The following is a 25,945-nucleotide window of genomic DNA, read 5'->3' on the forward strand; positions in this document are numbered from 1 at the left end:
CCTAGAGCCGTACGAGGGTGACCTCGGTCGCCTTCACGCTGGTCCACACCGCGGCGCCGTCGACGAGTCCCAGTTCGGCGGCGGCCTCGGGGGTGATCTCCGCGACGAGGTCGGGCGCCTGCTCCGAGCCGACGAGCACGCGCAGCCGGCTGCCGACCGAGGTGATCTCCCGTACGGTGCCGGGCCATACGTTACGAGGGCTGCCGCTCGGGCGGTCCCGGTGCACCGACACCGCCTCGGGGCCGATGATGGCGAGCGCCTGCGCCCCCGCGGGCAGGGCCTCGGCCACCACCAGGCGGCCCCCGGCGGCGAGTTCCAGCCCGTCGGCCGAGGCCGTGCCGGGCCAGGCGTTGCGCCCCAGCATCCGGGCCACCCACGGGGAGCGCGGGTGCCGGGTCACCTCGGAGGGCGGAGCGTCCTGCAGGGTCCGCCCGTCGGAGAGTACGAGGACACGGTCGGCCAGGGACACCGCCTCGACGGGGTCGTGCGTGACGATGAGGCAGACCCCGCCGAAGCCGGCCAGATGGGTGCGCAGGGTGTGCCGGACGTGGGCGCGGGTCGTCTGGTCCAGGGCGGCGAGCGGCTCGTCGAGCAGCAGCAGCCGGGGCCGGGCGGCCAGTGCGCGGGCCAGCGCCACCCGCTGGGCCTGCCCGCCGGACAGCTGGGCGGGCTTGCGGTGGGCGAGGTGCCCGACGCCGAGCCGGTCCAGCCAGGCCTGCGCCTCGGCCCGGGCCACGGCCCGGGGCACCCGGCGGGCGCGCAGCCCGTACGAGGTGTTGGCGAGCGCGCTCAGGTGCGGGAACAGTGCCCCGTCCTGGGGGACCCAGGCGACCTGGCGCCGGTGCGGGGGCAGGCCGGTCACGTCGGCGTCGCCGAGCCGGAGCTCGGCATGGGCGCGGGGGGTCAGGCCGAGCAGGGCGCGCAGCAGGGTGGTCTTGCCGGCGCCGTTCTCGCCGACGACGGCGATGGTGGTGCCGGGTTCGGCGTCGAGGGTGAGCTCGTTGAAACCGGTGACGGTGGCGTGCAGCGGCCAGTGCCCGCCGTCGGCCGGGGACCCGGGCGGTACGGGGCCCACGGGCTCCGTACCGGCGGCCTCCTCGGCGACCGCGAACGCACCGGGGTCCTTGCGGGCCGCGGGGGTTCCCGTCCACCTCCCGCGCAGGGCGATGAGTACGGCCATGGCGATCACGAGCAGCAGCAGCGACACCGAGGTGGCGGCCTCGGGCTGGTCCTGGAGCAGCAGGTAGACCTGGAGCGGCAGGGTCTGGGTGGTGCCCGGAAGGTTGCCCGCGAAGGTGATCGTGGCGCCGAACTCGCCGAGCGCCCGGGCCCAGGTGAGCGCGGCTCCGGCGATCAGGCCCGGGGCCACCATCGGCAGCGTCACCGTGAAGAACACGCGCAGCGGCGTGGAACCGAGGGAGGCGGCGGTCTCCTCGTAGCTCGGCCTGAGACCGCCGAGGGCGCCCTCCAGACTGATCACGAGGAAGGGCATCGCGACGAAGGTGGCCGCGATCACCGCACCGGAGGTGTGGAAGGGCAGCGTGATGCCGAAGGTGCCCTCCAGCCAGGGTCCGAGCAGTCCGCGCCGGCCGAAGCCGAGCAGCAGGGCCACACCGCCGACCGTGGGCGGCAGCACCATGGGCAGCAGGACCAGCGAGCGCACCAGCGCCTTGCCCTTGAACTCGACGCGGGCCAGCAGCCAGGCGAGCGGCACCCCGAGGAGGAGGGAGAAGCCGAGTGCCCACAGGGACACGACCAGCGAGAGCCGGAGCGCCTCGACCACACCGGGGCTGGTGAGGTGCGCGCCGAGATCGCGCCAGTGGGTGCGGGTGAGGATGCCCACGAGCGGCATCAGCAGGAACGCCACGGCGAGCAGCGCGGGGAGCGCCAGGGCCACGGGGGGCCGGGCGCGGCGGGTACGGAGTCTGCTCATGTGGGTTCCTGGCCGGGGATGTCGGGACGCCGCCGGGACGTCGGGACGCCCGGGCGGCGTGTGAAGCGTAGTGCGGCGGGAGGTGAACGGAGAGGGACCGCCCGTCCCCCCGGACCGCGCGGTCCCTCTCCGTCACCGGACCGTCGGGCCGCTACGGCTTCTGGAAGCCCGCGTCCTGGAGGATCTTCTGGGCCTCCGGGGTGGTCAGCCACGCCACGAACGCGGCCGCGGCCTCGGCGTTCTTGGAGCCCTTGAGCGAGGCGGCCGGGTACGAGGCCACGGCGTTCTCGGCGTCCGGGATCTCCACCACGGCGACCTTGTCACCGGACTTGAGGGTGTCGGTCTTGTAGACGAGACCGGCGTCGGCCTCGCCCAGCTCGACCTTGCTCAGCACGGCGCGGACGTTGGGCTCCTGGGAGACCGGCTTCACCTCGATCTTCTGGGCGTCGAGGATCTGCTTGCTGTAGCGGCCGACCGGGACCTCGGGCGCGGCCAGCACGACCTTGATCTTGGTGTCGGCGAGGTCCTTGAGGCCGGCGATCTTGAACGGGTTGCCCTTGCCGGTGGCGATGACCAGACGGTTCTTGGCGATGATCGCCGGGTCGTTGGTCTGGGCCAGCAGGCCTTCCATGGTCTTGGTGTCGGCGGTGACCAGCGCGTCGGCCGGGGCGCCCTGCTTGACCTGCGCGGCGAGCTCCTGCGAACCGGCGAAGGAGAAGGTGACCTTGGTGCCCGGTTGCGCCTTCTCGTACGCGGCGCCGGCGGTCTTGAAGACGTCGGTGAGGGAGGCGGCGGCGAGGACCGTCAGGTTCGCGGCCTTGGGCTCGGCGGACGCGGAGGCGCCCGGGGAGGCGGCCGCGTCCTTCTTGTCGTCGCCGCTGCCGCAGGCGGCGAGCGCCGGCACGAGCAGGGCGGCGGAGAGGGCGAGTGCGGCGGTGCGGCGGTTCAGGGGCAGGATCGGGGACATGAGCTGGTGCTCCTCGGTCGGGTCGGCGGCCGGCCTGGTGCCGGATGCGCGCGGTGGTGACCCGCGCCGGTGACGGGCGGAGCGGGTGGGGACGCGTCGTACTGAGCGGTACTGGGCGGTACTGGACTGGGTGGCGCCGGGCGGGGTGGTGCCGGGCGGGGTCAGGCGCGGTCGATGTGCACGCTGGTCGACTTCACGCGGGCGGTGGCCCGCATGCCGACCTGCAGCCCGAGTTCGTCGACGGCCTCCCGGGTGAGGAGGGAGACCAGGCGGTGGGGACCGGCCTGCATCTCGACCTGGGCGGCCACGTCGCCGAGCTTGACGGCGGTGACGATGCCCGGGAAGGCGTTGCGCGCCGAGGTGTAGGTCTCGCCGTCCTCGGTGTGTGCCCCCTGGGCCACCTCGATGGAGAAGGCGGCCAGGGCACGCCCGTCGATCAGCCGGCGACCGCCCTCGTCGCGATGGGTCGCGACGCGGCCGGCGTCGGCCCAGCGGCGCGCGGTATCCGGGCTGACGCCCAGGAGACGGGCCGCCTGACCGATGGTGTAGGACTGCATGTGCGACAAGGTAGGGGCATGTGTGCGGCATTTGCAATTCCATTGGGATGATATCCATGGCAGATACCGGCGACCTTGTCGTAACCGCCAAAAACGATTCCGCTTCCACGGGCTCGGTCCGGTCCGGCTCGCCTCGCTAAAGTCGGGGCATGGCTGAAGAGGGAACCGCGGGTACGGGGTCGGCGCGGGTCGACGTGTGGATCTGGTCGGTCCGGCTGACGAAGACGCGGGCGATCGCCGCCACGGCGTGCCGGGCGGGACACGTGCGGGTCAACGGGGAGCGCGCGAAGCCGGCACAGGCGGTGCGGGCCGGGGACGAGGTGCGCCTCTTCCACGCGGGGCGCGAGCGCATCGTGGTGGTCCGGCGTCCGGTGTCCAAGCGGGTCGGCGCTCCGGCAGCCGCCGAATGTCTGACCGACAACAGCCCGCCGCCGCCGACCCCGGTGGAGGCGGCGGTGGTCGGCATCCGCGACCGCGGCGCGGGCCGCCCGACCAAGCGCGAACGCCGCGAGATCGAAACCCTGCGCGGCGGCCGCTAGGGCCTGTCGTCAAACTCCCGTCTGCCGCGCGACGCCTGGCACGTGCTCTCGCCGCACCGGACGGAAGCCAAGTACGTGTCCAGTACGCGGGCTTCCGCCCGGCACGCCGAGAGCACGCACCAGACGCCGCGCGGCCGCCCTTCGGGCGACGACGGGATTTTGACGACAGGCCCTAGGGGCGTCGCGGCGGAGCCTCACGGGTCCCCCGGAGGCTTCGCCCGTGCCGGCGGCTCCCGGGGCCGCCGTTCCGCAAGGGTGTGCGCATCTCGCCCATGTCGACTTATCGACTTTTTCTGAGTGGGCCCTGCAATCCGCCGGGCCCAGCCTCCTTGGTCGGCCCCGTGCGCCGACGACCCCTGCCCCACCCCTGTCGCCGCGCGGGTGGTGAGCCGCGTCCGCGAGGAGAAAATTTCTGCAAGCCATTGCGGCGGTTCTCACCGTAAAGGGTCCACAGGGGTCGCCTCGGTGTGACCAGTGGCGAGATTCCCGGTTCGCAAGGGGTTCACGCGCTGGTGACACACGGATAACCTCCCCGCAAAACCTTGCGGCAAGTTTTCAATGCCGCGGAGCTGCAGGGCTGTTGGGCCCCGCTTCGAGGAGCAGACCTTGAGATCACGTACGCGATCACATCCCGGAGGGCGGTCCACGGCCCTGGCCCTGGCCATCGCGGGATGTCTGGCGGCCGCGCTGCCGGCCGCCGGAGCCTCTCTCGCCGAAGCGGCCCCTGCCGCCGTGACGGCGGCGGGTGACGGCACGGCGACGGTCTTCTACTACACCAAGACCCGCAACTGGACTGCCTACAACATGCATTGGGCACCCGACGGCGGCAGCTGGACGACCGTGCCCGGCACCGGGATGGAAGCCGCCTGTACCGACTGGGTGAAGAAGACCGTCAGCCTCGGCGCGGCCGCCGGCCTCCAGGCGACCTTCAACAACGGCCAGGGGACCTGGGACAACAACGGGGGCAAGAACTACGCCCTGGGCACCGGGGTCATCACGGTCAAGGACGGGGTCGTGGCCCACAGCGACCCCTGCGCCGCGGACCCCGGCACCGGAACGGGAACCGGTGCGAGCGCCACCGTCTACTACGCGACGACCACGGTCGGCTGGTCGACCGTCAACCTGCACTGGGCCCCGACCGGCGGCTCCTGGACCACGGTCCCCGGCACCGGCATGGACCCGGCGTGCGCGGGCTGGGTGAAGAAGACGGTCCCGCTCGGCGCGGCCGCCGGACTCGCCGCCACCTTCAACAACGGCAACGGCACCTGGGACAACAACAGCGGCAGGAACTACGCCCTCGGCACGGGCCTGTCCACGGTGAAGGACGCCACGGTCACCGCGAACGCCGCCGACCCGTGCGCCGCAGTCGTCCCCGACACCACCGCGCCCACGGTGCCCACCGGCCTGCGGGCCGCCGCCACCGACGTGTCCACCGTCGTGACCTGGGACGCCGCCACGGACGACCGGGGAGTGACCGGCTACCAGGTCACCCGCTCGGGGGGCACCAAGGGGACTTTCCTCACCTCCGTCACCTCCACGGTCCTGACCGAATCGGCGCTGGAGGAGCGCACCGCCTACACCTACACGGTCAGGGCGGTGGACGCCGCGGGGAACCTCTCCGCCTCCTCCGTCGCGGCGGTCGCCACCACGGGCACCCGGCCCCCGGCCCCGGCCGGATCCGCGCCGCTGGGCGGGGACCCGCGCAAGGACCCGATCTACTTCGTGCTCACCGCCCGCTTCAACGACGGCGACGGCGCCAACAACCGGGGCGGCAGCCAGCATGTGAAGTCCGGGAACGCGGCCAACAACGACCCCATGTTCCGAGGGGACTTCAAGGGGCTGGTCGAGAAGCTGGACTACGTCAAAGCCCTCGGCTTCTCCGCGATCTGGATCACCCCGGTCGTCCTGAACCGCTCCGACTACGACTACCACGGCTATCACGGCTACGACTTCTACAAGGTCGACCCCCGCCTGGAATCGGCGGGCGCCTCCTACCAGGACCTGATCAACGCCGCCCACGCCAAGGGCGTCAAGATCTACCAGGACGTGGTCTACAACCACAGCTCCCGCTGGGGAGCCAAGGGCCTGTTCACCCCGACCGTCTACGGCGTGCGCGACGCGCAGTGGTCCTGGTACTACGACGAGAAGCAGGCCGGCTTCGAGTACGACGGACTCACCGTGGACCCCAAGAGCGGAAAGTCCTACTACAACGGCGACTTGTGGTCCACGGCCGAGCCGACCGGGAACACCTGCGTCAACTGGGGCACGGCCACGCAGTACAAGAGCGCCGAGGGCTACACGATCTACAACTGCCAGTGGCCCAACCCGACCTCGGGGATGTTCCCCAAGGCTCTGTTCCACAACTGCTGGATCGGCAACTGGGAGGGTGAGGACGCCCGTTCCTGCTGGATCCACGAGGACCTCGCGGACTTCAACACCGAGAACGCGACCGTCCAGAACTACCTCATCGGCGCCTACAACAAGTACATCGACATGGGCGTCGACGGATTCCGCGTGGACACGACCGTGCACATCCCCCGCGTCACCTGGAACCGGCGCTTCCTGCCCGCCATCCAGCAGCGCGTGGCCCAGCAGTTCGGCGCCCAGAAGGCCCAGGACTTCTACGTGTTCGGCGAGGTCGGCTCCTTCGTCAACGACAAGTGGAACCGCGGCTCGGCCAACCAGTCCGCCCAGTACTACACGTGGAAGGAGTCGGCGACGTACAGCGCGGACGACGCCACCGCCGCCGTCCAGCAGTACACGACCGACAACGACCCGGCCAAGCAGCCGACCAGCACCAACGCCTTCCTCAACGGCAACCTCTACCACGCCCCCGACCACAGCAAGTTCTCCGGCATGAACGTCATCGACATGCGCATGCACATGAACTTCGGGGACGCCGACAACGCCTTCCAGAACGGCAAGGACTCCGACGACAGCTACAACGACGCCACCTACAACGTCGTCTACGTCGACAGCCACGACTTCGGCCCCGGAAAGTCCTCCACCCGCTACGCGGGCGGCACCGACGCCTGGGCCGAGAACATGGCCCTGATGTGGACCTTCCGCGGCATCCCGACCCTGTACTACGGCTCCGAGACCGAGTTCCAGGCCGGCAAGCAGATCGACTGCGGCCCGACCTGCCCGCTCGCCGGCACCGGCCGCGCCTACTACGGGGACAAGCTCGCGGGATCGGTCACCGCCTCCGGCTTCTCGAAGGTCGCCTCGGCCACCGGCCCCGTGGCCGCCACCCTGGAATCCCCGCTCGTCAAGCACCTCCAGCGGCTGAACGAGATCCGCCGCGCCGTGCCCGCGCTCCAGATGGGCCAGTACTCCACCGAGGGCGTCTCGGGCGGCATGGCCTTCAAGCGCCGCTACACCGACACCGCCACCGGAGTGGACAGCTTCGCCCTGGTGGCCGTCACCGGGGCCGCCACGTACACGGGCGTACCCAACGGCACGTACAAGGACGCGGTCACCGGTGACGTGAAGACCGTCACCGGCGGCATCCTGTCCGTCCCGGCCCCCGGGAAGGGCAACCTGCGGGTCTACGTCCTCGACCTGAGCGGCAGCAACGCCGCCCCCGGCAAGGTGGGCGCCGCCGGCCCCTACCTGAAGTGACCGACGATCCCCTCCCGCAAGGGAGGGGATTCCCACTGCGCTCGCCCGGCGGCGGCCTCAGGCCGGCTTGCGCCACACGGAGACGTGCTTCGCGGAGTCCCGGGTGAACGGCGCCCCGTCCCAGTCCCCGACGCGGCGCTCCCTCTCGAGCCCGGCGATCCGTGCCATCAGGTCGAGCTCGGCCGGCCAGGCGTAGCGGTGCCGGGAGTTGTCGCGGCGGTAGCGGCCGTCGTCGCCGTCGCGGGTGAGGTGGTGCGAGACGAGGACCTGCTCGACGAGGTCGAAGGTGTCGAAGCCGAGATGCTCTTCGGAGACGTCGAACGGGACGGCGACCTGGCCGGGCGGCAGGAACCGCAGGGGTGGCACGCCCAGCTCGATGACGAATCGGCCGCCGGGCTCCAGATGACGTGCGGCGTTGCGGAAGCACTCGACCTGCTCGTCCTGGGTGAGCAGGTTCGTGATCGTGTTGTAGACGAGATAGACGAGGGCGAACTCGCCGGGAACGACGGTGGTGGCCATGTCACCGATGACCACCGGGAGCGCGTCCTCGTCGATCTTGCGCCGCAGCACCGACGCCATGTGCTCGGACAGTTCGATGCCCACGACCGGCACGCCGCGTTCCCGGAGCGGGACGCCCACGCGTCCGGTCCCGATGGCGAACTCCAGTGCCCGGCCGTCCCCGGCGAGTTCGGCGAGGAAGGCGAGTGTCGGTCCGAGAACGGCGGCCGAGGACATCTCGGTCTCCTCGGCGTCGTAGCGGTCGGCGGTCGCACGGGTCCACAGCTCACTGCTCGTCACGGGCGGCCACTTTGCCGGGCGCCGAGGTGCGCTGTCGACTCCTTTATCGGCGGCGCAGGAAAGCACGTCAGTGCAGGAGGCCCGTCAGGAGCTCGCGCTGGTCGTTGGCGAGGAGGGCGAGCTGCGTGCGGTCGTCCAGGCCGCACTTGTGGAGGGCGCGGGAGAGATGGGTCTTGACCGTGCCCTCCGCGAGGCCGAGCCGTTCGGCGATCTCCCGGTTGCCGAGTCCGTCGGCCAGTGCGACCACGCAGCGCAGTTCGCCCTGGGAGAGGCCGTGTACGCGCGCCAAGACCTCGGGCGTCGGCGCCGGATGGTGGTGGGTGGCGAAGCGGCTCATGACGGTGGAGATCACGTCGGGGCTGAGCACGGCCCGGTGTCCGGCCGCACTGTGCACGGCCTCGCGCATCTCCGCGCCCGAGGCGGTCTTCAGCAGGTAGCCGTCCGCGCCGGCCCGCCAGACCCTGGCCACCTGTTCCTCGTCGGCGATCGTCGTCAGGATGAGGATGCCGAGGCCCGGTGCTCCTCGCGCAGCAGCCGGGCGGTCTCGGCGCCGTCCGGGCCGTCGGGCATGGCCAGGTCGAGGAGGACGACGTCGGGGGAGTGCGCCGCGACGACCTGCAGGGCCTCGGAGCCCGAGCTCGCCTCGCCCACGACCTCGATCTCGTCCGGGACGGCGAGGATGGTGCGCAATCCCGCGCGGATGACGTCCTCGTCATCGGTGATCACGATACGGATCACTGCTCTGCTCCTTCGGGTGGGCAGGGGGCGTGGGCGCGCAGCAGGTAGCCGCCGCCCCGGAGGGCCTCGTCGGCACCGGCATCGGCATGCGGGCTCGGAGCGGGCCCGGTGACCGGCCCCGCTTCGAGCCCGCCGCCCAGCGACTCCAGGCGGCCGCGGAGCCCGGTCTGCCCGAGGCCGGTGCCCGGCGCGAGCGACCGTACGGGCGCTCCCGGCGGCCCGTTGCGGACGTCGAGCGTCCAGCCGGCGGGGTCCGCCCGCAGCGACAGCCGCACCGCCGAACCGGGCGCGTACCGCAGGATGTTGGTCAGCCCCTCGGTGACCACCCGGCGGGCTGCCTCCCGGTGGGCCGCGGGCAGCCGCTCGAAGCCCTCGGCGAACCCGTCCGCGAGCCGTACGTCGACCCCCGCCGCCCTGACGCTGTCGAGCGAGCGGCTCAGGGCGTCGAGTCCCGCGACGCCGTCCGGCGCCCGCGTGTCCAGCTCGCGCAGCCGGAGCACGGCGGTCATGCCCCCCAGATGGTCCGAGGCGGCCGCGCACTGCCGCTGCGCCGCGTCGAGGAGCCCGTCGGCCGCCGGATCCCGGCCGCCCACGGAGCTCCGTAGCGATTCGACCAGGATGTTCAGCAGGGCCACGTCATGGCCGAGCAGATCATGGAACTCCCGTACGAGCCTGCGCCGTTCGGCATTGACCGCCTCGGCCGCCCGCTCCCGGGCCACCTCCTGGAGGTGGGCCCGCTCCGCCAGGTGCCGGCTCCGGGTCGCGCCCACCACGCTCGTCAGGGCCACGGTGGAAGCCAGCAGGGCCAGGCTGGAGGGGGAGCTCTCGCGGATCAGGGGCGGGCCGGAGCCCAGTGCGCTGAGCGCGATGAGCTCGGCGGTGGCGGCCACCCCGAACCCGTAGGCGTAGGCGGTGCGTTGGTGGCGGCCGGCGGCGTAGGCGAGGAAGAAGAGGGCGATGAACTTCGCGCTGAGCGCGGTCGCGGCCAGGACCACGAGGGCGGCGATCGGGAAGCGGTTCCTGCGCCACAGCAGTGCGGCGCATGAAACGAGGATCCCCAGCCAGCGCAGCAGGGGGTGGCTGGCCCAGGACTGGTGCGCGATCTCGGCGTAGACCTCGAAGGGGACGGTGATCAGCAGGCACGTCACGGCGGCGACCCGGTCCCAGGCAACGGGTCCCCAGCGACGGGGTCCAGCCGGTGCGGCGCCGCACGGACGAGCGCGTTCCACCTCATGGCCCTCTCCCTCCTCACCTGCTGATACGCGGTTTCATCGTGTACGAGCACCCTGCCATCGGCAGGGAGCCCGGCCCGGCGTGCGACACGGCGTGCGACACGCTGCGCGTCCCGCCCGGAACCGGTCCGGGCGGGACGCGCACGAGGCGGAGGCCGTGTCAGTGGGCCAGGGACCGGACGCCGGGGCGGCGGTCCAGGAACCAGTGGGCGGCGAGCTTGAGCTGGTCCTCCAGGAGGAAGCAGCAGATCGCGTAGCCCCAGACGGCGGCGGCCCAGCCCCAGCCGAGCGGGGTCATGCCCACACCGAACACGGTGACCAGGGTGGCGATGGTCTGGGCGACGGCGACCGCGATGACCAGGGGCTTGGCCGGGGCGGGGGAGGTCCAGAACCGGCCGCGGGTGCGGGTCACGAAGATGGTCAGCTGACCGGAGACCGACAGGCTGAGGTAGACGAGGGAGTGGATCAGGCCGTCGCTCAGGTGGAAGACCTCCCGGCCGAGGACGAAGAGCAGGAAGGTTTCGGCGACGCCGACCACGCCCAGCACCGTGGCCACGGTCAGGACGCTGCGCATGTCCCAGGTCACGGGCTTGTGGGAGCCGCGGACCTTGTCGTAGGCGATCGTGAGGATCGCGCCGTCGTTCAGCAGGGCCAGCAGGACGATCATCATCGCGGTGACCGGGAAGAAGTTGTACGCGACGATCGTCAGGGTGATCAGGCCGAGCACCCGGATGGTCTCCGTGATGCGGTAGGTGGCGTAGTTGACCATCCGCTGGATGATCTCCCGGGCCTGGCTGATCGCGTGGGAGATGACTGACAGGCCCGGTGTCAGCAGCACCACGTCCGCGGCGGCCCGCGCGGCGTCCGTGGCATCGGCCACGGCGATGCCGGCGTCGGCCTGCTTCAGCGCCGGGGCGTCGTTGACCCCGTCGCCGGTCATGCCGACGATGTGGCCGCGCTCCTGGAGCATCTTGACGATGCGGTACTTGTGCTCCGGGAAGACCTGCGCGAAGCCGTCTGCGCTCTCGACGAGCTCGACGAGTTCGGCGAGCTCCGCCTCCGGCCTGCTGTCGTCCAGCGCGTGGGTGTTCAGGATGTTGTCGCCCATCCCGATCTGCCGGGCCAGCTCCCGGCTGATGGCGACCTGGTCGCCGGTGACCATCTTCACCGAGACGCCCAGCTCGTTCGCGGCGGCCACGGTGTCCGCGGTGTCCTCGCGGGGCGGGTCGGCCAGCGGCAGGATGCCGAGCAGGCGCCAGGCGCCCGACTCGTCGGTACGGGCCACGCCCAGGGAGCGGAAGCCGCGGGCGGCGAACTCGTCGGCGATGCGCGCCACGTGCGCGGCCGCCGGGTCCCCGTCGCAGAGCCGGGCGATGACCTGGGGGGCGCCCTTGCTCACGTGGTACGAGTCCGGCGCCGGGCCGGGACCGGGGCCGAAGCCGACGGTGGCTTCGGTGCGCTTGGTGACCGGGTCGAAGGGGACGAAGTCGGTGACGGGCAGGCCGTGCGCCCAGCCGGTGTCGGAGTCGGCCAGCCGGTCGGTGGCGGTGGAGATGACGATCCGGTCGATGGGGTCGCCGTTCTCGGCGCGGGAGGCCAGCGCGGCGGAGCCGAGCAGGTCGTCCTGGTCGACGCCCTCCGGGACCCAGGGGTCCAGGATCGCGAGGCGGTTCTCGGTCAGGGTGCCCGTCTTGTCCGAGCACAGGATGTCGATGCTGCCCAGTTCCTCGACGGCGGGCAGGTTCGAGACGACCGCTCCGCGCTTGGCGAGGTTGCGGGCGCCGGCGGCGAGCGTCACGGACATGACGGCCGGCAGGGCGACCGGGACGGAGGCGATGACGACGACGAGCGCGAACTCCAGGACGGAGAGCACCGGGTTGCCGCGGGCCACCGAGACGATGATGGTGAGGGTGACCAGGGCGACCGCCAGCAGGATCAGGTAGTTGCCGATCTTCAGGACGGCCTGCTGGAGGTGGCTGACCGTGCCGGCCTCGCCGACGAGGGCGGTGGTCTTTCCGAAGAAGCTGTTCGCGCCGGTGCCCTCGACGACGGCGTCGGTCTCGCCGCGGACGATGACGGATCCGGAGTAGAGGGTCTCGCCGCGGCCGCGCTCGACGGGCAGGGACTCGCCCGTGAGGGCGGCCTGGTCGACGTCGAGGGTGCCGGCGCCCAGCGCCCGGACGTCGGCGGGGACGACGTCCCCGAGCCGGACCCGGACGATGTCGCCCGGAACCAGTTCGCGGACGGCCTCCGTGCGCCAGACCCCGTCGCGCAGGACGCGGGCCTCGGTCGCGAGGCGCTGCTTGAGGGCGGCGATGGCGTTGGCGGCTTCGTGCTCCTCCATGAAGGCGACCACGCCGTTGACGACGAGCAGGACGCCGATGATGGCCACGTCGACCCAGTGCTGGACGGCGATCGAGAGGATCAGCGCGGTCTCGATCATCCAGGGGATGGGGGCCCAGAAGTAGCCGAGGAACTCCCGCAGGGGGTTCTTGTGTTCCTCGGCGATCTCGTTCGGACCGTGCTCCTTCAGGAGGCGGTGCGCCTCGGCGGTGGTGAGCCCGTCCGGCCACGAGGCAGGGGGCTCGAAATCCTCGGGTTCCTCCGGCGCGGCGGGATCGGCCGGTCCGGTGGCCGGTCCCGAGGCCGGTCCGCAGGAGGCTCCGGCGGCCGGTCCGCCGGCGGGGGTGAGGGCCGCCGGTGTGGCGGGGACGGTGGGGGCGGTGTCGGTGCTCACGGCGGTCACTTGCCTCCGTGCAGGAGGGAGAGGAAGGAGGGGATCTCCATCGGGCGGGCTCCGCTGGTCATCGCCATGTGCGCGTGCGAGACCGTGCCGGCCCGCAGGATGCGGATGACGTGGCTGCCGCACGCGGCGCACTCGGAGCGGGTCAGCGGGGACGGGACCCGGTCGCCGTCCACCGTGCAGAGCGTGCGCTGGACGCCGGTGGCGTCGATGTAGTGCTGGACGTCGTACTGCTTCTCCCAGCCGAAGCCGCAGTCGAGGCAGCTGAAGGCGTAGGACTCGTGGAGGACCTCGGGAACGGTGTGGGAGGTGAATGCGGTGGGGGAGGTGAATTCGTCGATTGCGCTCATCGCGTGTTCCTCATGACCGGTGGTGGACTTCTCGTCCGCAGTTCCTGCGGTGCCACGGGGGTCGGTGCCCGGTCTCTCGCTCCGACCTCTTCCAGGAAACGGCCATCGAATGCCTCGTGGGGGCGGTGAACGGCCCTTGTTGTGGGGCCTGAGCCCCGCCCGGTCGGGACATTTCGTAAGCGGAAGTGAGCGAGACGGCTTCACTCGTGCACGTGTTCGAATGGCGCGTTATCCTGGATCCATGCACGCACTCCAGGGCTCGCTCTTCGACCAGGGCGACGAGATCCGCCTCGGCCCGCTGGTGGGCGCCCGGCGCACGGAGCTGGGCGCCGGTGCCTGGGTGGACCACCTGCCGGGCTGGCTGTCGGGGGCCGACGCGCTCTTCGAACGGCTCGCGGCCGACGTCCCGTGGCACGCCGAGCGGCGGCAGATGTACGAGCGGGAGGTGGCGGTCCCGCGCCTGCTGGCCCACTACGGCGCGGCCGACCCGCTCCCGCACCCCGCCCTGGCCGAGGCCCGTGCCACGCTGAGCCGCCACTACGCCCCCGAACTGGGCGAACCCTTCGTCACGGCGGGCCTGTGCCTCTACCGCGACGGCCGCGACAGCGTCGCCTGGCACGGCGACCGCACCGGCCGCTCCGCCACCGAGGACACGATGGTCGCCATCCTGTCGGTCGGCGACCCCCGCGATCTGGCCCTGCGTCCGCGCGACGGCGGCCCCACCCTGCTCCGCCTCCCCCTGGGTCACGGCGATCTGGTGGTGATGGGCGGCTCCTGCCAGCGCACGATGGAACACGCCGTCCCCAAGACGGCCCGCCCGGTCGGCCCCCGCATCAGCGTCCAGTTCCGCCCGCGCGGGGTGAGCTGAGCCGGCGGGCGCGGATGCCGCGGACGGTCGCCCCGCCCCGCCCCGCCGCTGCCGCGGACGGCCGTTACGCCGCGTCGAGTTCCTTGGGCGGGCGGGCTGCCGAGGCCGCCGCGTGGAGGGAGCGCAGGGCCAGGAGCAGGATGCCGATGTCGTCCAGGTAGACCGGGTCCGGGATCAGGTCCACCGGGGAGACCGTGTACGCCACGGCGGCCCAGAACAGCGCCTTGTCGCGCAGGGGGATGCCGGCGTCGCGCAGGAGCCTGCGGGCCGCGAAGACCCGTACGAGGAGCACGGCCGCGGTGACCGCCAGACCGGCCGCCACCACCGCCGCCACGATGATCCAGACGGTCGTCGCGTCCATCAGGCGCCCTGGGTCCGGAGCCGTCGGCTGACCTCGCCCAGCCCGTCCGCGAGCACGTCGAGCTGTTCGGGGGTGAGCACGTCCACCAGGACCTCCCGCACCGTGGTCACGTGCCCCGGCGCGGCCTCCGTGAGCCGGGCGCGGCCCGTCTCGGTGAGGACGGCGTAGATCCCCCGGACGTCGGAAGGGCAGGTGCGGCGGCGGACGAGGCCCGCCTTCTCCATCTGTGTGACCTGGTAGGTCAGGCCGCTCTTGGAGTTGACGAGCCCGTTGGCGAGCTCCGTCATGCGCAGTTCGCCCTCGGGCGCCCTGGCGAGTCGCACGAGGATCTCGTACTGCGGGTGGGAGAGTCCGGAATCGTCCTTGAGCTGCTGATCGAGACGGCGGTTGACCAGGGAGGAAGCGGCCAGGAACCCCTCCCAGGCCCGCATTTCGCGGTCGTCCAGCCATTTCGTTTCAGCCATGGAACCAGGCTACACGTGGCGTTCCAATTTGAATCAGCGGCGGATGCGGGGCTAGGGTCGGGTGAGTCGTTCGAATTTGAACAACCCGTTCCCTCGGGCCGCCCGACCGGAAGGACCCCCCATGACCAGCCCCTCCGTCACCACGCCGAAGCCGCGAACCGGCGAACCCGCCGCGTCCCCCGCGCGCGCCTCCGTCCCGGCGCTGTCCACCCCCGCCCACGACGTGGGCCTGCTCCTCCTGCGCGTGGTCCTCGGCCTGACCGTGGCCGGTCACGGCGTCCAGAAGCTCTTCGGCTGGTTCGGCGGCGGCGGCATCAGCGGCACCGGCCAGTTCTTCACCGCCAGCGGATACCCGGCCGGTGACGCCATGGCCGTCCTCGCCGGCCTCACCGAGACCCTCGGCGGGCTCGGCCTCGTCCTCGGGCTGCTCACGCCGCTGGCGGGCGCCGCTCTGGTCGGCACCATGATCAACGCGATCGCCGTGCACGGCGCCGGCTCCTTCTTCGCCCCGCAGGGCATCGAGTACGAGCTCCTGCTCACCGCCGGCGCCGCCGCCCTCGCGCTCACCGGCCCCGGCCGGTGCGCCGTCGACCGCTTCCTGCCCGTCCTGCGCGGCCACCGCCTCGCCCACGGCGCCCTCGCGGTCGGCCTCGGCGTCGTGACCGCGGGCGTGCTCCTCCTCGTGCGGAACTGAGCCGGAGGGTGCGGCGGCCCGGGGCGGCGCCGGGAGGGACCCGGACGGGCTGATTGAGTGCGCGCATTCGGGGGAAAGTGCCCTAAATGACACAACCCATCGAAGACTACGCACTCATCGGCGACCTGATGACCAGTGGGTTGGTCGGCCGCGACGGGTCCATCGACTGGCTGTGCCTGCCGCGCTTCGACTCGGCCGCCTGCTTCGCCTCCCTCCTCGGCGACGAGGAGAACGGCCACTGGCGCATCGCCCCGGCCGCCGCCCCCGATTCCGCCCGCTGCACCCGCCGCGGCTACGTCGACGGCACGCTCGTCCTGGAATCCTTCTGGGAGACCGAGGACGGCGCCTCGTTCAAGGTCATCGACTTCATGCCGCAGCGCGACACCGCGCCCGACCTGATGCGGATCGTCGAGGGCCTGACCGGCGAATCGGCCGTGAGCAGCACCGTGCGCCTGCGCTTCGACTACGGGCACGTCGTGCCCTGGGTCCGGCGCGGCGGCAACCGCGAGGGCGACCGGGTCGCCGTCGCCGGGCCCGACGCCGCGTGGCTGCGCAGCGAACCCCCCGTGCACACGTGGGGCGAGGACATGAGCACCCGCTCGGAGTTCACCGTCGCCGCGGGCGAGCGCGTCGCCTTCGTGCTCACCTGGCACCCCTCGCACGAACCGCGCCCCGAGCCCCTGGACCCGTACGCCGCCCTGGAGCAGAGCCTCGCCGACTGGCGCGAATGGACCGGCCGGTGCACGTACGAGGGCCCCTACCGGGATGCGGTGATCCGCTCCCTGATCACCCTCAAGGCCCTCACCTACGCCCCGACCGGCGGAATCGCGGCCGCCGCGACGACCTCCTTGCCGGAGGAGCTCGGCGGCATCCGCAACTGGGACTACCGCTACTGCTGGCTGCGCGACTCCACCCTCACCCTCGGCTCCCTGCTGGCCACCGGGTACCTCGAGGAGGCCCGCGCCTGGCGGGCGTGGCTGCTGCGCGCCGTCGCGGGCGACCCGGCCGACCTGCAGATCATGTACGGGATCGGCGGCGAGCGGCGCATCCCGGAGAGCGAGCTGCCCTGGCTGAAGGGGTACGCGGCCTCCGCGCCGGTCCGGGTCGGCAACGCGGCCGTCGACCAGCTCCAGCTCGACGTGTATGGAGAGGTCCTCGACTCCCTCTACGTGGCCCGCTCCGCCGGACTCCCCGCCGAGTGGCACTCCTGGAAGATCCAGCTCGCGCTCCTCGACTTCCTGGAGCAGAACTGGCACCGCCCCGACGAGGGACTGTGGGAAGTGCGCGGCCCGCGCCGCCACTTCACGCACTCCAAGGTGATGGCGTGGGTCGCCGCCGACCGGGCCGTGCGCACCCTGGAGCTCAATCCCAAACTGCCCGGCGACGTGCACCGCTGGCGCGCCATGCGGGAGGCGGTGCACAGCGACGTCTGCGAGAACGCCTACGACGCCGAGCGGCGCACCTTCACCCAGTACTACGGCTCCCGCGAACTGGACGCCGCCACCCTCCTCATCCCGCGCGTCGGCTTCCTGCCGCCCGACGACCCCCGCGTCATCGGCACGGTCGACGCGGTGCGCGAGGAACTGGGCCGCAGCGGCCTGGTCCGCCGCTACAGCACCGAGGGGCTTTCGGTGGACGGCCTGCCCGGCGACGAAGGGGCCTTCCTCGCCTGCTCGTTCTGGCTGACCGACGCCCTGTACCTGACCGGTCGGGAGGAGGAGGCGCGGGAGCTCTTCGAGCGGCTGCTGTCCGTACGCAACGACGTGGGGCTCCTCGCCGAGGAGTACGACCCCGTCTCCGGACGGCAACTCGGCAACTTCCCCCAGGCGTTCAGCCACGTCGGCCTGGTGAACACCGCGCTCACCCTGGGCGGAGGCAGCCTGGCGGCGGGCCAGGTGTGAGGCGCGGGGCGCAGGCCGGCCCGGAGCCCGTCGGCCCGGACCTCGACGGCCGGACCCGGTCGGGCCCGGAGCCCGTCGGCCCGCCGTCGGTCAGAAGTGACGACGCGATACGAGGACGGACGAGGGCAGCGGTGCGTCCTGTCGGTGTCCGGGCGGTATCGACAAGCGGAGTCCGGATGATGGGCGAAATCGTCCCAGATGCCGGGCGAAAGCGGGATCGGGCAGTCTACCGGCGGCGGTTGAAGGGCAGCCGGCCGAGGACCACGGCCATGCCGCACGTGTCCGTGAGGGCGGAGAAGACGAGCCCGGCCGCGATCCCGGCGCCGAGCAGTTGGAAGGCCGGGTGCACGAGCAGGCCGAGGAGCAGGCCGAGGAGGACGAGCCCGCCCGCGGTCAGCCGGACCTGACGCTCCATGGCCCAGACCCGGCGGGGTCCACCGGCGGGATAGTCGAGCGGATGCCCCTGGGTCGACCAGGAGGCGGTGCCGCCGGTCAGGCTGGTGGCCGCGATGCCGTGCCCGGCCAGGGTCCGGGCCGCGTTCTGCGACCGGGTCCCCGAGGCGCACACCAGGAGCAGCTCCTGGGCCTCCGCGGCCTCGCGCAGCTCGGGCAGGGAGCGGCCGATCCGGTCGAGGGGGATGTTCAGTGAGCCGGGAAGGTGGCCGGAGGCGTACTCGCCGGGGGTGCGGACATCGACGATCCGGAATTCGGCGTGGCGGGCGTGGGCCTGGCTGACGTCGAGGAGGGCGGGGCTGCTGCTCATGGTGAACGGGCTCCTTCTGGAGGCGGGGACCGCCGGGGCGGAGGCGGAAGCGGAATCGGATGCATGAGGGTAGGGGGGATGCTCGACGCGTACGCAGATGCGTGACGCGTACGGAGATGCGTGACGCGTACGGAGATGCGTGACGCGTACGGGGAGGCGCGAAGGCACGGGGGTGCGGCGGGACCGTGGGGCCTCGGGGGTGCGCCGGGACGACGGGGCGTCGGGGCATCGGCCGCGGGGCGGGCGGGTCGGAGCGGGCAGGCAGGCGTCAGCGGGGACAACAGGAGCGCGACAGGAGGCGCTGGGTGACGGCCATGGCGCGGAGCATAGACGAAGCGGTGGAGCGGGGGAGATACCCGTTCCACCATGCGGGACGGCGGTACGGCGCTCAGTGCCGGGGGCCGGCCCCCGCCCGGGCGTCCGCCCGGTCGTCCTCCCGGCGCCGCAGCAGCTCGGCGCTGGCCGCGTCGGCGGGTAGGAAGGCCTCCAGATGCAGCTCGGCCAGGGTCACGTCCACGGCGGTCGCGAACGAGGTCAGGGTGGTCAGCAGCCGGAGCTCCCCCGCGGAGGTCCGCAGCCGCAAGGGCACGGCGAAACCGAGATGCTCGGCCGGGCCGGAGCCGTCCGTCGGGCCGGAGCCGTCCGCCGATCCGGATCCGCCCGCGCGGCCGGAGCCCGAGTGCGCCGCCTCCGGGCGCGGTGCGGCAGTCGCCAGGTATCCGTCCAGCTCCTCCGCCAGTGCCTCCAGTTCCGGATCGGGGTGCGCCGAGGCCCGGGTGCGCAGGCTCTCCGTGATGTGCCGTCCCCAGGCCGCCAGGTTCACCACGCGCGGCCCCATGCCCTCCGGGTGCAGGGCGAGCCTCAGCACGTTCACGGGCGGAGCGAGCAGGTGCGCGGCGGCGCCCTCCGTGAGCACGTCGAACGCCGCGTTCGCCAGGACGAGTTCGCCCCGGGGGCCGGCCACCACCGCCGGATACGGGAGGTGCCCGGTCAGGATCGACCGCAGCGCCTCCATGGCCGGCCGGACGGACTCGGCGTCCCGCGCGGACTCGGCGTACAGGGGTGCGTAACCAGCGCTGAGCAGGAGGGAGTTGCGCTCCCGGAGGGTCAGCCCGAGGGATTCGGCGAGCCGTACCACCATCGCCCGCCCCGGGGTCGAGCGGCCGCTCTCGATGAAGCTGAGGTGGCGCTGCGTGGTCCCGGCAAGGGTGGCCAGTTCCAGCTGGCTCATCCGCCGCAGGGCCCGGCGTCGGCGCATCTCGCGGGCGAAGGGGCTCGGTTCGCCGGAACCGGCGGGTGCGGAGCGGGCTGCGGATGCGGGGGCCGACGACGCGGCGGACGAGGCAGCGGTGTCGGCGGTGCGGGTGGCCATGTCCCCTTTCTAGCCGCCGGTCGGCGGAGCCCTCGATTCCCCGGAGGGAATTGCCGCGCGTGTCCCGGCGCCGGAGCATCGGCGTCATCGGACACGGGCCCACTGGAGGCGAAGATGCGCGCGTACCACCTGGAAGCGCTCGGCACGATCGAGGGCATCGTCCTGCGCGACCACGGCGGACCCCGCCCGGTCCCGGCCGGCCCGACCGGGATCGTGGTCCGCGTCCGGGCCGCCTCCCTCAACAAGCGCGATCTGCTGATCCTGTGCGAGCGCTACCCGCTGTCCGCCGCAGCCGGGGTGGTCCCGCTGAGCGACGGCGCCGGCGAGGTGGTCGCGGTCGGGGAGGCGGTGACGCGGTTCGCGGTCGGCGACCGCGTCTCCTGTGCCTACTTCCCGCGCTGGCGCGACGGGAGGATCACCCCGGACCTGGTCGACCAGCCCGGCTGCACCCTCGACGGGATGCTCTCGGAGTACGCCCTGCTCGACGAGGAGTGGGCGGTGCGCCTCCCGCAGCACCTGACCTGGGAGGAGGCCGCGACCCTGCCGTGCGCCGCGGTCACCGCCTGGAACGCGCTGACCGGCGGGGAGGGCGGAGCGCCCCTGCCGGGGCAGAGCGTGCTGACCCTCGGCACCGGTCCGGTCGCGCTCTTCGCCGTGCAGTTCGCGAAACTGCTGGGCTGCCGGGTCGTCTCGACCACGTCGAGCGAGGAGAAGGCCGACCGGCTGAAGGCGCTGGGCTCCGACGCGGTCGTGAACTACGTGAGCACACCCGAGTGGGGCTCCACCGTCCGGGAGTTGACCGACGGCGGCGCCGACCTGGTGGTGGAGTCGGGCGGCCCGGACACCATCGAGCAGTCGGTGCGCGCCAGTTCGCTCTACGGGCAGATCGCCCTGCTGATCACCGCCAGTGCCGCGAAGTCCGGGATGGAGATCTCGCACGCCGCGTACGCCTCGAGCCTCGCGACGATCCGGCGGGTGTTCGTCGGCAGCCGGACGCAGTTCGAGTCGATGAACCGGGCGGTGGCGACGCACGGGCTGCGCCCGGTGATCGACCGGGTGCTCCCCTTCGAAGAGGCCCGTGAGGCCTACCGCGGCTACGCCGAGGACGCGCCCTTCGGCAAGGTGGTGATCCGCACCGGGGAATGACCCGCGGAAGCCGAAGCCGTACGCGAAGAGGTGCGGGACCCCGGGAGACGAACCCGTGGCCCCGCACCCCACCCCTGCCGGCCGACCGCTACGCGGAGGCCGCAGGAGCCGCGGCCGAAGCCGGGTCGTCCTCGTCCACCGGGATGCTGACCAGCCAGCGGGTCTCCTTGTGGGGGCGCAGGTACAGCGCCCAGTACAGGGTGGCGACGGCGGTGATCCCGCCCGTCCACAGCAGGTACCGGGTCTCCTGCTGGGTGAGGATGTACGCGAACACCAGGATCAGCACGATCGGGACGGCGGGCCACAGCGGCATCCGCCAGGCGGCCGTCTCGCGGTGCGCCCCGCGGCGGCTGGCCAGGGCGGCCACGGCGACCAGCAGGTACATGCCCGTCACCGAGACGCCGGTGACCCCGTAGAGGGTGTCCAGGTTGACGAAGCACATCGCCGCGCCGGGGATGCCCACGACCAGGGTGGCCACCCACGGGGAGCCGAACCGGCCGAGCCGCGAGAGCGCGGAGTTGACCGGCGCGGGCCAGGCCTTGTCACGGGCGGAGGCGAACAGGACCCGGGAGTTCTGGATGACCATGACGATGCCCGCGTTGACGATGGCGAGGGCCACGCAGAGGCTGACGAAGGTGCCGACGGCCGAGTTGGACCAGGCGGTCACCATGGTGCCGAGGTCGCCGGAGGTCAGGGCCGCCAGGTCGGGGGCGCCCAGGGTGATGGCGATGACCGGTACCAGGATGACGGCGGCGGAGATGGCGAGGGTGGCCAGCACGGTCCGCGGGACGTTGCGGCGCGGGTTCTCCAGCTCCTCCGAGAGGTAGACGGCCGTCGAGAAGCCCTGGGTGACGAAGAGGGCGATGGCGAGCCCGGAGACGACCATCATCGCGGTGACGGTGGACGTGCCGCCGACCTCCGCCGCCACGGTGCCGTGCACGAGGGCGCCGGCGCCCCGCTCGCTGTGGGCGAAGCCGAGCACGGCGACGAGCCCGGCCGCCACGACCTCCAGGACGAGGAAGATGCCGGTGATCCAGGCGTTGGCCCGCAGGTCGAGGAGACCGGCGAGGGTGGCGAGCAGCATCACGCCGGCGCCGGCGGCCGGGGCCGGTATGTCGACGACGGGGGCGAGGTAGTCGGCGGTGCCCATGGCGATCACGGGCGGCACGATCATCACGACCAGCAGGGACAGGACGAAGACCAGCCAGCCTGCCAGCCGGCCGGACAGGGTGGACACCATCGCGTACTCGCCGCCGGCGCTGGGGATGAGGGTGCCCAGCTCCGAGTAGCAGAACGCGACCCCTATGCAGAGCAGGGAGCCGATCGCGATGGTGAGCGCGGTCCAGGTGCCGAGGCTGGAGAAGAGGTCCGGGACCACGACGAAGAGGGTCGAGGCGGGCGTCACGCACGAGAGGGTGAGCAGGGTTCCGCCGACGACGCCGATGGAACGCTTGAGCTTCTGGGGCACGGGACCGGTGGCGGGGGAGAGGGCCTGAGGAGCGCTGATCGTGTCAGTCATCGGTGCGGTGTTCCGATCGGCAGATGCGGTGAGTGAGCGCGGGAGCGGTATCGCCTCCGGGGCGGTGGTGGGCACGTCTGGTTCGGTGGCTCCCGGGCCGAATGGAATCTCCGCGAGATCCGCAGGTCAAGAGCTGTTCACCTGCGGATTTCGTCGTCCGGTGGCAGGGTGTCCGCCGCGCGCGTCATGAACGCCGTGTAAACGCTGCACGATCACCGTGTGCGATAACCGCATGTGACCGTGGGTGAATTTCCCTCCGCTTTGCCCACCCGCCGCCCTCCCGTGTCACGGGAGGGCCGGGATCCGCTCCAGGACGCCGCCCGCGAAGACGTCGTAGAGCGGGAGCGTCTCCAGGTGGACGTAGCCGATGTGGCAGTCGCAGACCGCCAGGGGGCAGGCGCGCGGGCGCAGGGCGGCCCGGTACGAGCCGTCGTAGAGGTTGCCCAGCTCCGCCTTGACGAAGTGGCAGCGCCGGACCGTGCCGGCGCCGTCCACCGAGATCACCGAGGCGCCCGTGCGGCACGGCAGGCCCGCCGAGCGGTGCGGGTGGCGGCTGTACGGGAAGAGCGGGTCCAGGCCGGTCCAGTCGGCTGCCTCCGGATCGGTGTACGCGTGCCCCTCCGCCGCGTTGACCCACAGGTACACCTCGGGCGGCAGCTCGGCGCGCAGCCGGCGGGCCTCCGCGAGGTGTTCGGGCAGGCCGACCACGCCCACGCTGAACCGCACCCCGGAGGCCGCCAGCTCCCGGCACTTGCCCAGGAAGCGGTCGTACGGGACCTGCCCCGGGTGGTACGTGCACCACAGCGCGAGCGTGTCCCGGTCGGCCCCGGCGGTCCAGCCGGTGCGGCCGCTCAGGTTGGTCTGGATCGCGACGCGGCGCACGTGCGGCAGGTGCGACAGCTCGACCAGGGCGCGCCGGTACCAGGAGCGGACCAGGCCCTCGCCCCACGGGGTGAACAGGACGGACAGCCGGTCGCCGGTGTTCCCGGCCGCCCAGCCGGTGAACCGTTCCAGTGCGGCCCGGTCGGCCGCCAGCAGCTCCCGGCTGTCGCGCCGTTTGGCGAAGGGGCAGTAGGGACAGTCGTAGTCGCAGGAGGACAGCGGCCCCCGGTAGAGGACGGTCAGGTCCATCGGCGGCCCCTCCACCGCGCGCGCCGCCGCCTCCCGCTCCGCCGCCGTCTCCCGCTCCACGGCCGTCTCCCGCCCCGCCGCCGTCACTTGCGCTCGTACGCGGCCATCGTGGCCCGTACGTCCGCCGAGAACAGCGCCGGGCCCACCGCGTCCGAGTGCGCCAGCCCCTCCGGGGTCAGCCGCAGCAGCTCGGCGTCGTCCACGAGCCAGCCGCGCTCCGCGAAGGCCGCCAGCTCCGCCGGGAAGTCCTCCCACGGACCGCTCCCGAACCGCTCCCGGTACTCGCTCACCGGCATCCCGTGCGCCTGGAGCAGGGACTGCAGCAGGTGTCGGCGCCGGGCCTCTTCGGCGTCGATCCAGCGGCCGTGCTCGGCCCGCGCGAAGTCCTCCTCCGGGCGGCTCACGTAGTCGTCGACGATCGTGCGGATCTGCCGCATGTCGACCGCGTAGTCGAAGGAGTAGTGCAGTTCGGCCGTGTAGGAGCGGGCCCCGCAGCCGAGGCCGATCATGCCGTCGGTCTGGCAGGCGTAGTCGTCGGCACCCTCCTGCGGGGCCCCGGTCCGGCGGAACATCCGCATCGACACCTGCTCGTACCCGGCGGCGAGCAGGTGGTCCCGTCCGGCCCGGTACAGCCGCAGCCGCTGCTCGTCCCACCCGGCGGACGAGGCGTCGGCCGGCCTGCGCCCCAGGCCCGTCAGCGGGCGTACGTACAGCGGGTACAGGTACAGCTCCTCCGGCCGCCAGGCGAGCGCCGCGTCCAGGGAGTACCGCCAGCTCTCCTCCGTCTGCCCGTCTATGCCGTAGATCAGATCGATGTTGAGCACCGGCAGTGCGGCGTCCCGGATCCTCGACAGGGCCGCCTCCACCTCCGCCCGCTTCTGCGGACGCACGGCGGAACGCGCCTCGTCGGGCACGAAGCTCTGCACCCCCAGGCTGAGCCGGGTCGTCCCCCGGTCGGCCAGGACGGCGAGCCGGTCCGCCGTGGCCGTGGCCGGCGAGGCCTCCACCGACAGCGGCACCGCCCGCAGATCGGCGCCCGCGGCCTTCTCCGCGATGTCGCAGAGCCGCTCCAGCTCGGACGCCGTCAGAAAGGTCGGCGTCCCGCCGCCGAAGGCGGCCGCCGCGAACCGTACAGGCTCCTCGTCGCCCAGCGCGCCGCGGACCGCCGTCGCCTGCCGCTCCAGCGCGTCGAGGTAGGCCGTGGTCAGGCCCTCCGGGGCGCCGATCCGGGTGAAGAGGTTGCAGAATCCGCAGCGCACCTCGCAGAAGGGGACGTGGAGGTAGAGCGAGAGGGCGTTCTTGGGCTGCTCCGCCCACAGCCCGCGCAGTTCCGGCCGCTCGGGGAGCGGCCGGTACGCCGTCTTGTGCGGGTAGGCGTACACGTAGCTCTCGTACGGGGTGGCGCCGGTCGTGGGCGTGGTCATGGGGGTCATCGGGGGCCGGGCTCCTCGTGGTTCAGGTGGAACTGTGCGTACGGGACCGTCCAGACCGCCTCGTGGGCGAGCCGGTGCCCCGTGTACCCGTCGTCCCCGTACGTGGTCCCGTGGTCGGAGCAGACGATCGCGAAGCAGCTTCGGCGCGACCGCATCGCTTCGAAGAGCCGCCCGATGTGCCGGTCGACGTACTCCAGCGCGGCCGCGTGGGTCTCCCACGAGTCCCCGTCCCCGGCGGTCGCCCCGGGGGAGTGGAACCAGTTGGGCTGGTGCATGGCCGACACGTTCAGGAAGAGGAACAGCCTCCGGTCGTGCGGCAGTTCGGCGACGACCCGCTCGGCACGGGACACCTGCGCCTCGAAGGAGGTCGGTGACGCCACCCCGAACTCCGGTTCCCAGTAAGACTCCTGGAACATCCCGGGGAGTACGGAGCCCAGCGCGGCCGCCTTGTTGAAGAAGCCGACGCCCCCCACGCACACGGTCCGGTAGCCCGCCCCGGCCAGCCCCGACACCAGGTCCGGGGTGTCGAACACCCAGGTGCGCCCGGCGGTGGTCTCACTGCCCGGGAACCGGGCGGCGAACAGCCGCGGATGCGGGCCCGGCCCGTCGGGGGTGGGCAGGAAGCCGGCGAACATGGCCTGGTGGGAGGCGTAGGTGAAGCTCCCCGGCGCGTGCCGCCGCTCCCACACCCCGCCGGGCAGCCGCGCCGCCAGGTTCGGGATCCGTCCCTCGGCGGCCAGCCGCGCGGCCACGTCGTGGCGCAACGTGTCGAGGGTGACGAGCAGCAGGTCGTCGCGGCCGACGACCTCGTTCAT

At 72.5% G+C, this 25,945-nt stretch carries 23 protein-coding genes; 6 read left to right on the forward strand and 17 right to left on the reverse strand.

Going from position 1 to position 25,945, the window contains the following annotated elements; all coding sequences use genetic code 11:
• Nucleotide 1 precedes the first annotated feature (1 nt).
• The 3 genes from ACE1OC_RS35675 to ACE1OC_RS35685 all read right to left on the reverse strand — a co-directional run bounded on the left by ACE1OC_RS35675 (nucleotide 2) and on the right by ACE1OC_RS35685 (nucleotide 3,457).
• Nucleotides 2-1,933 carry an ABC transporter permease gene (locus tag ACE1OC_RS35675; RefSeq protein WP_407840467.1) on the reverse strand — a complete coding sequence of 644 codons (1,932 nt, stop codon included), beginning with the start codon at nucleotides 1,931-1,933 and terminating at the stop codon, nucleotides 2-4.
• Between the two features lie 151 nt (nucleotides 1,934-2,084).
• On the reverse strand, nucleotides 2,085-2,900 hold the full coding sequence (modA, locus tag ACE1OC_RS35680; RefSeq protein WP_407840468.1) for a molybdate ABC transporter substrate-binding protein: 816 nt from the start codon (nucleotides 2,898-2,900) through the stop codon (nucleotides 2,085-2,087).
• 161 nt (nucleotides 2,901-3,061) lie between these two features.
• Nucleotides 3,062-3,457, reverse strand: coding sequence for a TOBE domain-containing protein (locus ACE1OC_RS35685; protein ID WP_407840469.1), 396 nt, complete (start codon nucleotides 3,455-3,457; stop codon nucleotides 3,062-3,064).
• 149 nt (nucleotides 3,458-3,606) lie between these two features.
• On the opposite strand from ACE1OC_RS35685, the gene ACE1OC_RS35690 reads away from it, so the two are divergent.
• Together ACE1OC_RS35690 and ACE1OC_RS35695 are read left to right on the forward strand one after the other, a co-directional pair.
• Nucleotides 3,607-3,996, forward strand: a complete 390-nt coding sequence (locus ACE1OC_RS35690; protein WP_351442498.1) for an RNA-binding S4 domain-containing protein — start codon at nucleotides 3,607-3,609, stop codon at nucleotides 3,994-3,996.
• A 558-nt stretch (nucleotides 3,997-4,554) separates the two neighbouring features.
• Nucleotides 4,555-7,617 carry a carbohydrate binding domain-containing protein gene (locus tag ACE1OC_RS35695; protein WP_407840470.1) on the forward strand — a complete coding sequence of 1,021 codons (3,063 nt, stop codon included), beginning with the start codon at nucleotides 4,555-4,557 and terminating at the stop codon, nucleotides 7,615-7,617.
• Between the two features lie 57 nt (nucleotides 7,618-7,674).
• Here ACE1OC_RS35695 and ACE1OC_RS35700 read toward each other — a convergent pair whose 3' ends face one another.
• The 6 genes from ACE1OC_RS35700 to ACE1OC_RS35725 form a co-directional block, all read right to left on the reverse strand.
• Nucleotides 7,675-8,415, reverse strand: coding sequence for a class I SAM-dependent DNA methyltransferase (locus tag ACE1OC_RS35700; RefSeq protein WP_407840471.1), 741 nt, complete (start codon nucleotides 8,413-8,415; stop codon nucleotides 7,675-7,677).
• A 67-nt stretch (nucleotides 8,416-8,482) separates the two neighbouring features.
• Nucleotides 8,483-8,884, reverse strand: coding sequence for a response regulator transcription factor (locus ACE1OC_RS35705; RefSeq protein ID WP_407840472.1), 402 nt, complete (start codon nucleotides 8,882-8,884; stop codon nucleotides 8,483-8,485).
• A gap of 23 nt (nucleotides 8,885-8,907) precedes the next feature.
• On the reverse strand, nucleotides 8,908-9,153 hold the full coding sequence (locus ACE1OC_RS35710) for a response regulator transcription factor (RefSeq protein ID WP_407840473.1): 246 nt from the start codon (nucleotides 9,151-9,153) through the stop codon (nucleotides 8,908-8,910).
• The gene (locus ACE1OC_RS35715) at nucleotides 9,150-10,301 is read right to left on the reverse strand and encodes a sensor histidine kinase (protein WP_407840474.1); all 1,152 of its coding nucleotides are present in this window, start codon (nucleotides 10,299-10,301) and stop codon (nucleotides 9,150-9,152) included. Before ACE1OC_RS35715 ends, ACE1OC_RS35710 begins: the two co-directional genes overlap by 4 nt.
• 244 nt (nucleotides 10,302-10,545) lie before the next feature.
• On the reverse strand, nucleotides 10,546-13,122 hold the full coding sequence (locus ACE1OC_RS35720) for a plasma-membrane proton-efflux P-type ATPase (protein WP_407840475.1): 2,577 nt from the start codon (nucleotides 13,120-13,122) through the stop codon (nucleotides 10,546-10,548).
• A gap of 5 nt (nucleotides 13,123-13,127) precedes the next feature.
• Entirely contained in the window at nucleotides 13,128-13,478 is a 351-nt protein-coding gene (locus ACE1OC_RS35725) for a hypothetical protein (protein ID WP_250739016.1), read from the reverse strand.
• Nucleotides 13,479-13,719: 241 nt separating this feature from the next.
• On the opposite strand from ACE1OC_RS35725, the gene ACE1OC_RS35730 reads away from it, so the two are divergent.
• Nucleotides 13,720-14,346: an alpha-ketoglutarate-dependent dioxygenase AlkB gene (locus ACE1OC_RS35730; protein ID WP_407840476.1), complete on the forward strand. Its 627-nt coding sequence runs from the start codon at nucleotides 13,720-13,722 to the stop codon at nucleotides 14,344-14,346.
• 64 nt (nucleotides 14,347-14,410) lie between these two features.
• Here ACE1OC_RS35730 and ACE1OC_RS35735 read toward each other — a convergent pair whose 3' ends face one another.
• Nucleotides 14,411-14,707, reverse strand: coding sequence for a YkvA family protein (locus ACE1OC_RS35735; protein ID WP_407840477.1), 297 nt, complete (start codon nucleotides 14,705-14,707; stop codon nucleotides 14,411-14,413).
• On the reverse strand, nucleotides 14,707-15,171 hold the full coding sequence (locus ACE1OC_RS35740) for a MarR family winged helix-turn-helix transcriptional regulator (protein WP_407840478.1): 465 nt from the start codon (nucleotides 15,169-15,171) through the stop codon (nucleotides 14,707-14,709). The genes ACE1OC_RS35735 and ACE1OC_RS35740 overlap by 1 nt, the downstream gene beginning before the upstream one ends.
• Before the next feature lie 121 nt (nucleotides 15,172-15,292).
• Between ACE1OC_RS35740 and ACE1OC_RS35745 the strand changes: the two genes are divergently transcribed.
• Nucleotides 15,293-15,865 (forward strand): DoxX family protein, encoded by a 573-nt coding sequence (locus ACE1OC_RS35745; protein ID WP_407840479.1) that lies wholly within the window; start codon nucleotides 15,293-15,295, stop codon nucleotides 15,863-15,865.
• An 86-nt stretch (nucleotides 15,866-15,951) separates the two neighbouring features.
• Nucleotides 15,952-17,766 carry a glycoside hydrolase family 15 protein gene (locus tag ACE1OC_RS35750; RefSeq protein ID WP_407840480.1) on the forward strand — a complete coding sequence of 605 codons (1,815 nt, stop codon included), beginning with the start codon at nucleotides 15,952-15,954 and terminating at the stop codon, nucleotides 17,764-17,766.
• Between the two features lie 226 nt (nucleotides 17,767-17,992).
• Here the strand turns inward: ACE1OC_RS35750 and ACE1OC_RS35755 are convergent, their stop codons facing one another.
• Together ACE1OC_RS35755 and ACE1OC_RS35760 are read right to left on the reverse strand one after the other, a co-directional pair.
• On the reverse strand, nucleotides 17,993-18,529 hold the full coding sequence (locus ACE1OC_RS35755; protein ID WP_407840481.1) for a rhodanese-like domain-containing protein: 537 nt from the start codon (nucleotides 18,527-18,529) through the stop codon (nucleotides 17,993-17,995).
• A gap of 388 nt (nucleotides 18,530-18,917) precedes the next feature.
• The gene (locus ACE1OC_RS35760) at nucleotides 18,918-19,787 is read right to left on the reverse strand and encodes a helix-turn-helix domain-containing protein (protein ID WP_407841783.1); all 870 of its coding nucleotides are present in this window, start codon (nucleotides 19,785-19,787) and stop codon (nucleotides 18,918-18,920) included.
• Between the two features lie 228 nt (nucleotides 19,788-20,015).
• On the opposite strand from ACE1OC_RS35760, the gene ACE1OC_RS35765 reads away from it, so the two are divergent.
• A complete protein-coding gene (locus ACE1OC_RS35765) occupies nucleotides 20,016-21,047 on the forward strand; it encodes a zinc-dependent alcohol dehydrogenase family protein (protein ID WP_407840482.1) in 1,032 nt (343 codons plus the stop codon).
• Between the two features lie 88 nt (nucleotides 21,048-21,135).
• On the opposite strand, the gene ACE1OC_RS35770 is transcribed toward ACE1OC_RS35765, so the two are convergent.
• The 4 genes from ACE1OC_RS35770 to ACE1OC_RS35785 all read right to left on the reverse strand — a co-directional run bounded on the left by ACE1OC_RS35770 (nucleotide 21,136) and on the right by ACE1OC_RS35785 (nucleotide 25,945).
• On the reverse strand, nucleotides 21,136-22,566 hold the full coding sequence (locus tag ACE1OC_RS35770; protein WP_407840483.1) for an APC family permease: 1,431 nt from the start codon (nucleotides 22,564-22,566) through the stop codon (nucleotides 21,136-21,138).
• 285 nt (nucleotides 22,567-22,851) lie between these two features.
• Nucleotides 22,852-23,697 (reverse strand): STM4011 family radical SAM protein, encoded by an 846-nt coding sequence (locus ACE1OC_RS35775; protein WP_407841784.1) that lies wholly within the window; start codon nucleotides 23,695-23,697, stop codon nucleotides 22,852-22,854.
• Nucleotides 23,698-23,780: 83 nt separating this feature from the next.
• Nucleotides 23,781-25,121, reverse strand: a complete 1,341-nt coding sequence (locus ACE1OC_RS35780) for an STM4012 family radical SAM protein (protein ID WP_407841785.1) — start codon at nucleotides 25,119-25,121, stop codon at nucleotides 23,781-23,783.
• A 5-nt stretch (nucleotides 25,122-25,126) separates the two neighbouring features.
• The gene (locus tag ACE1OC_RS35785; RefSeq protein ID WP_407841786.1) at nucleotides 25,127-25,945 is read right to left on the reverse strand and encodes an STM4013/SEN3800 family hydrolase; all 819 of its coding nucleotides are present in this window, start codon (nucleotides 25,943-25,945) and stop codon (nucleotides 25,127-25,129) included.

Source organism: Streptomyces stoeckheimensis (genome assembly GCF_045822005.1).
Taxonomy (GTDB): Bacteria; Actinomycetota; Actinomycetes; order Streptomycetales; family Streptomycetaceae; genus Streptomyces; species Streptomyces stoeckheimensis.

Excerpts from the sequence above, each read along its gene's own strand:
- ACE1OC_RS35675 (WP_407840467.1), bottom strand. The coding sequence starts at position 1,933 with ATGAGCAGACTCCGTACCCGCCGCGCCCGGCCCCCCGTGGCCCTGGCG.
- modA (WP_407840468.1), bottom strand. The coding sequence starts at position 2,900 with ATGTCCCCGATCCTGCCCCTGAACCGCCGCACCGCCGCACTCGCCCTC.
- ACE1OC_RS35685 (WP_407840469.1), bottom strand. The coding sequence starts at position 3,457 with ATGCAGTCCTACACCATCGGTCAGGCGGCCCGTCTCCTGGGCGTCAGC.
- ACE1OC_RS35690 (WP_351442498.1), top strand. The coding sequence starts at position 3,607 with ATGGCTGAAGAGGGAACCGCGGGTACGGGGTCGGCGCGGGTCGACGTG.
- ACE1OC_RS35695 (WP_407840470.1), top strand. The coding sequence starts at position 4,555 with ATGCCGCGGAGCTGCAGGGCTGTTGGGCCCCGCTTCGAGGAGCAGACC.
- ACE1OC_RS35725 (WP_250739016.1), bottom strand. The coding sequence starts at position 13,478 with ATGAGCGCAATCGACGAATTCACCTCCCCCACCGCATTCACCTCCCAC.
- ACE1OC_RS35730 (WP_407840476.1), top strand. The coding sequence starts at position 13,720 with ATGCACGCACTCCAGGGCTCGCTCTTCGACCAGGGCGACGAGATCCGC.
- ACE1OC_RS35735 (WP_407840477.1), bottom strand. The coding sequence starts at position 14,707 with ATGGACGCGACGACCGTCTGGATCATCGTGGCGGCGGTGGTGGCGGCC.
- ACE1OC_RS35740 (WP_407840478.1), bottom strand. The coding sequence starts at position 15,171 with ATGGCTGAAACGAAATGGCTGGACGACCGCGAAATGCGGGCCTGGGAG.
- ACE1OC_RS35745 (WP_407840479.1), top strand. The coding sequence starts at position 15,293 with ATGACCAGCCCCTCCGTCACCACGCCGAAGCCGCGAACCGGCGAACCC.
- ACE1OC_RS35750 (WP_407840480.1), top strand. The coding sequence starts at position 15,952 with ATGACACAACCCATCGAAGACTACGCACTCATCGGCGACCTGATGACC.
- ACE1OC_RS35755 (WP_407840481.1), bottom strand. The coding sequence starts at position 18,529 with ATGAGCAGCAGCCCCGCCCTCCTCGACGTCAGCCAGGCCCACGCCCGC.
- ACE1OC_RS35760 (WP_407841783.1), bottom strand. The coding sequence starts at position 19,787 with ATGCGCCGACGCCGGGCCCTGCGGCGGATGAGCCAGCTGGAACTGGCC.
- ACE1OC_RS35765 (WP_407840482.1), top strand. The coding sequence starts at position 20,016 with ATGCGCGCGTACCACCTGGAAGCGCTCGGCACGATCGAGGGCATCGTC.
- ACE1OC_RS35770 (WP_407840483.1), bottom strand. The coding sequence starts at position 22,566 with ATGACTGACACGATCAGCGCTCCTCAGGCCCTCTCCCCCGCCACCGGT.
- ACE1OC_RS35775 (WP_407841784.1), bottom strand. The coding sequence starts at position 23,697 with ATGGACCTGACCGTCCTCTACCGGGGGCCGCTGTCCTCCTGCGACTAC.
- ACE1OC_RS35780 (WP_407841785.1), bottom strand. The coding sequence starts at position 25,121 with ATGACCACGCCCACGACCGGCGCCACCCCGTACGAGAGCTACGTGTAC.
- ACE1OC_RS35785 (WP_407841786.1), bottom strand. The coding sequence starts at position 25,945 with ATGAACGAGGTCGTCGGCCGCGACGACCTGCTGCTCGTCACCCTCGAC.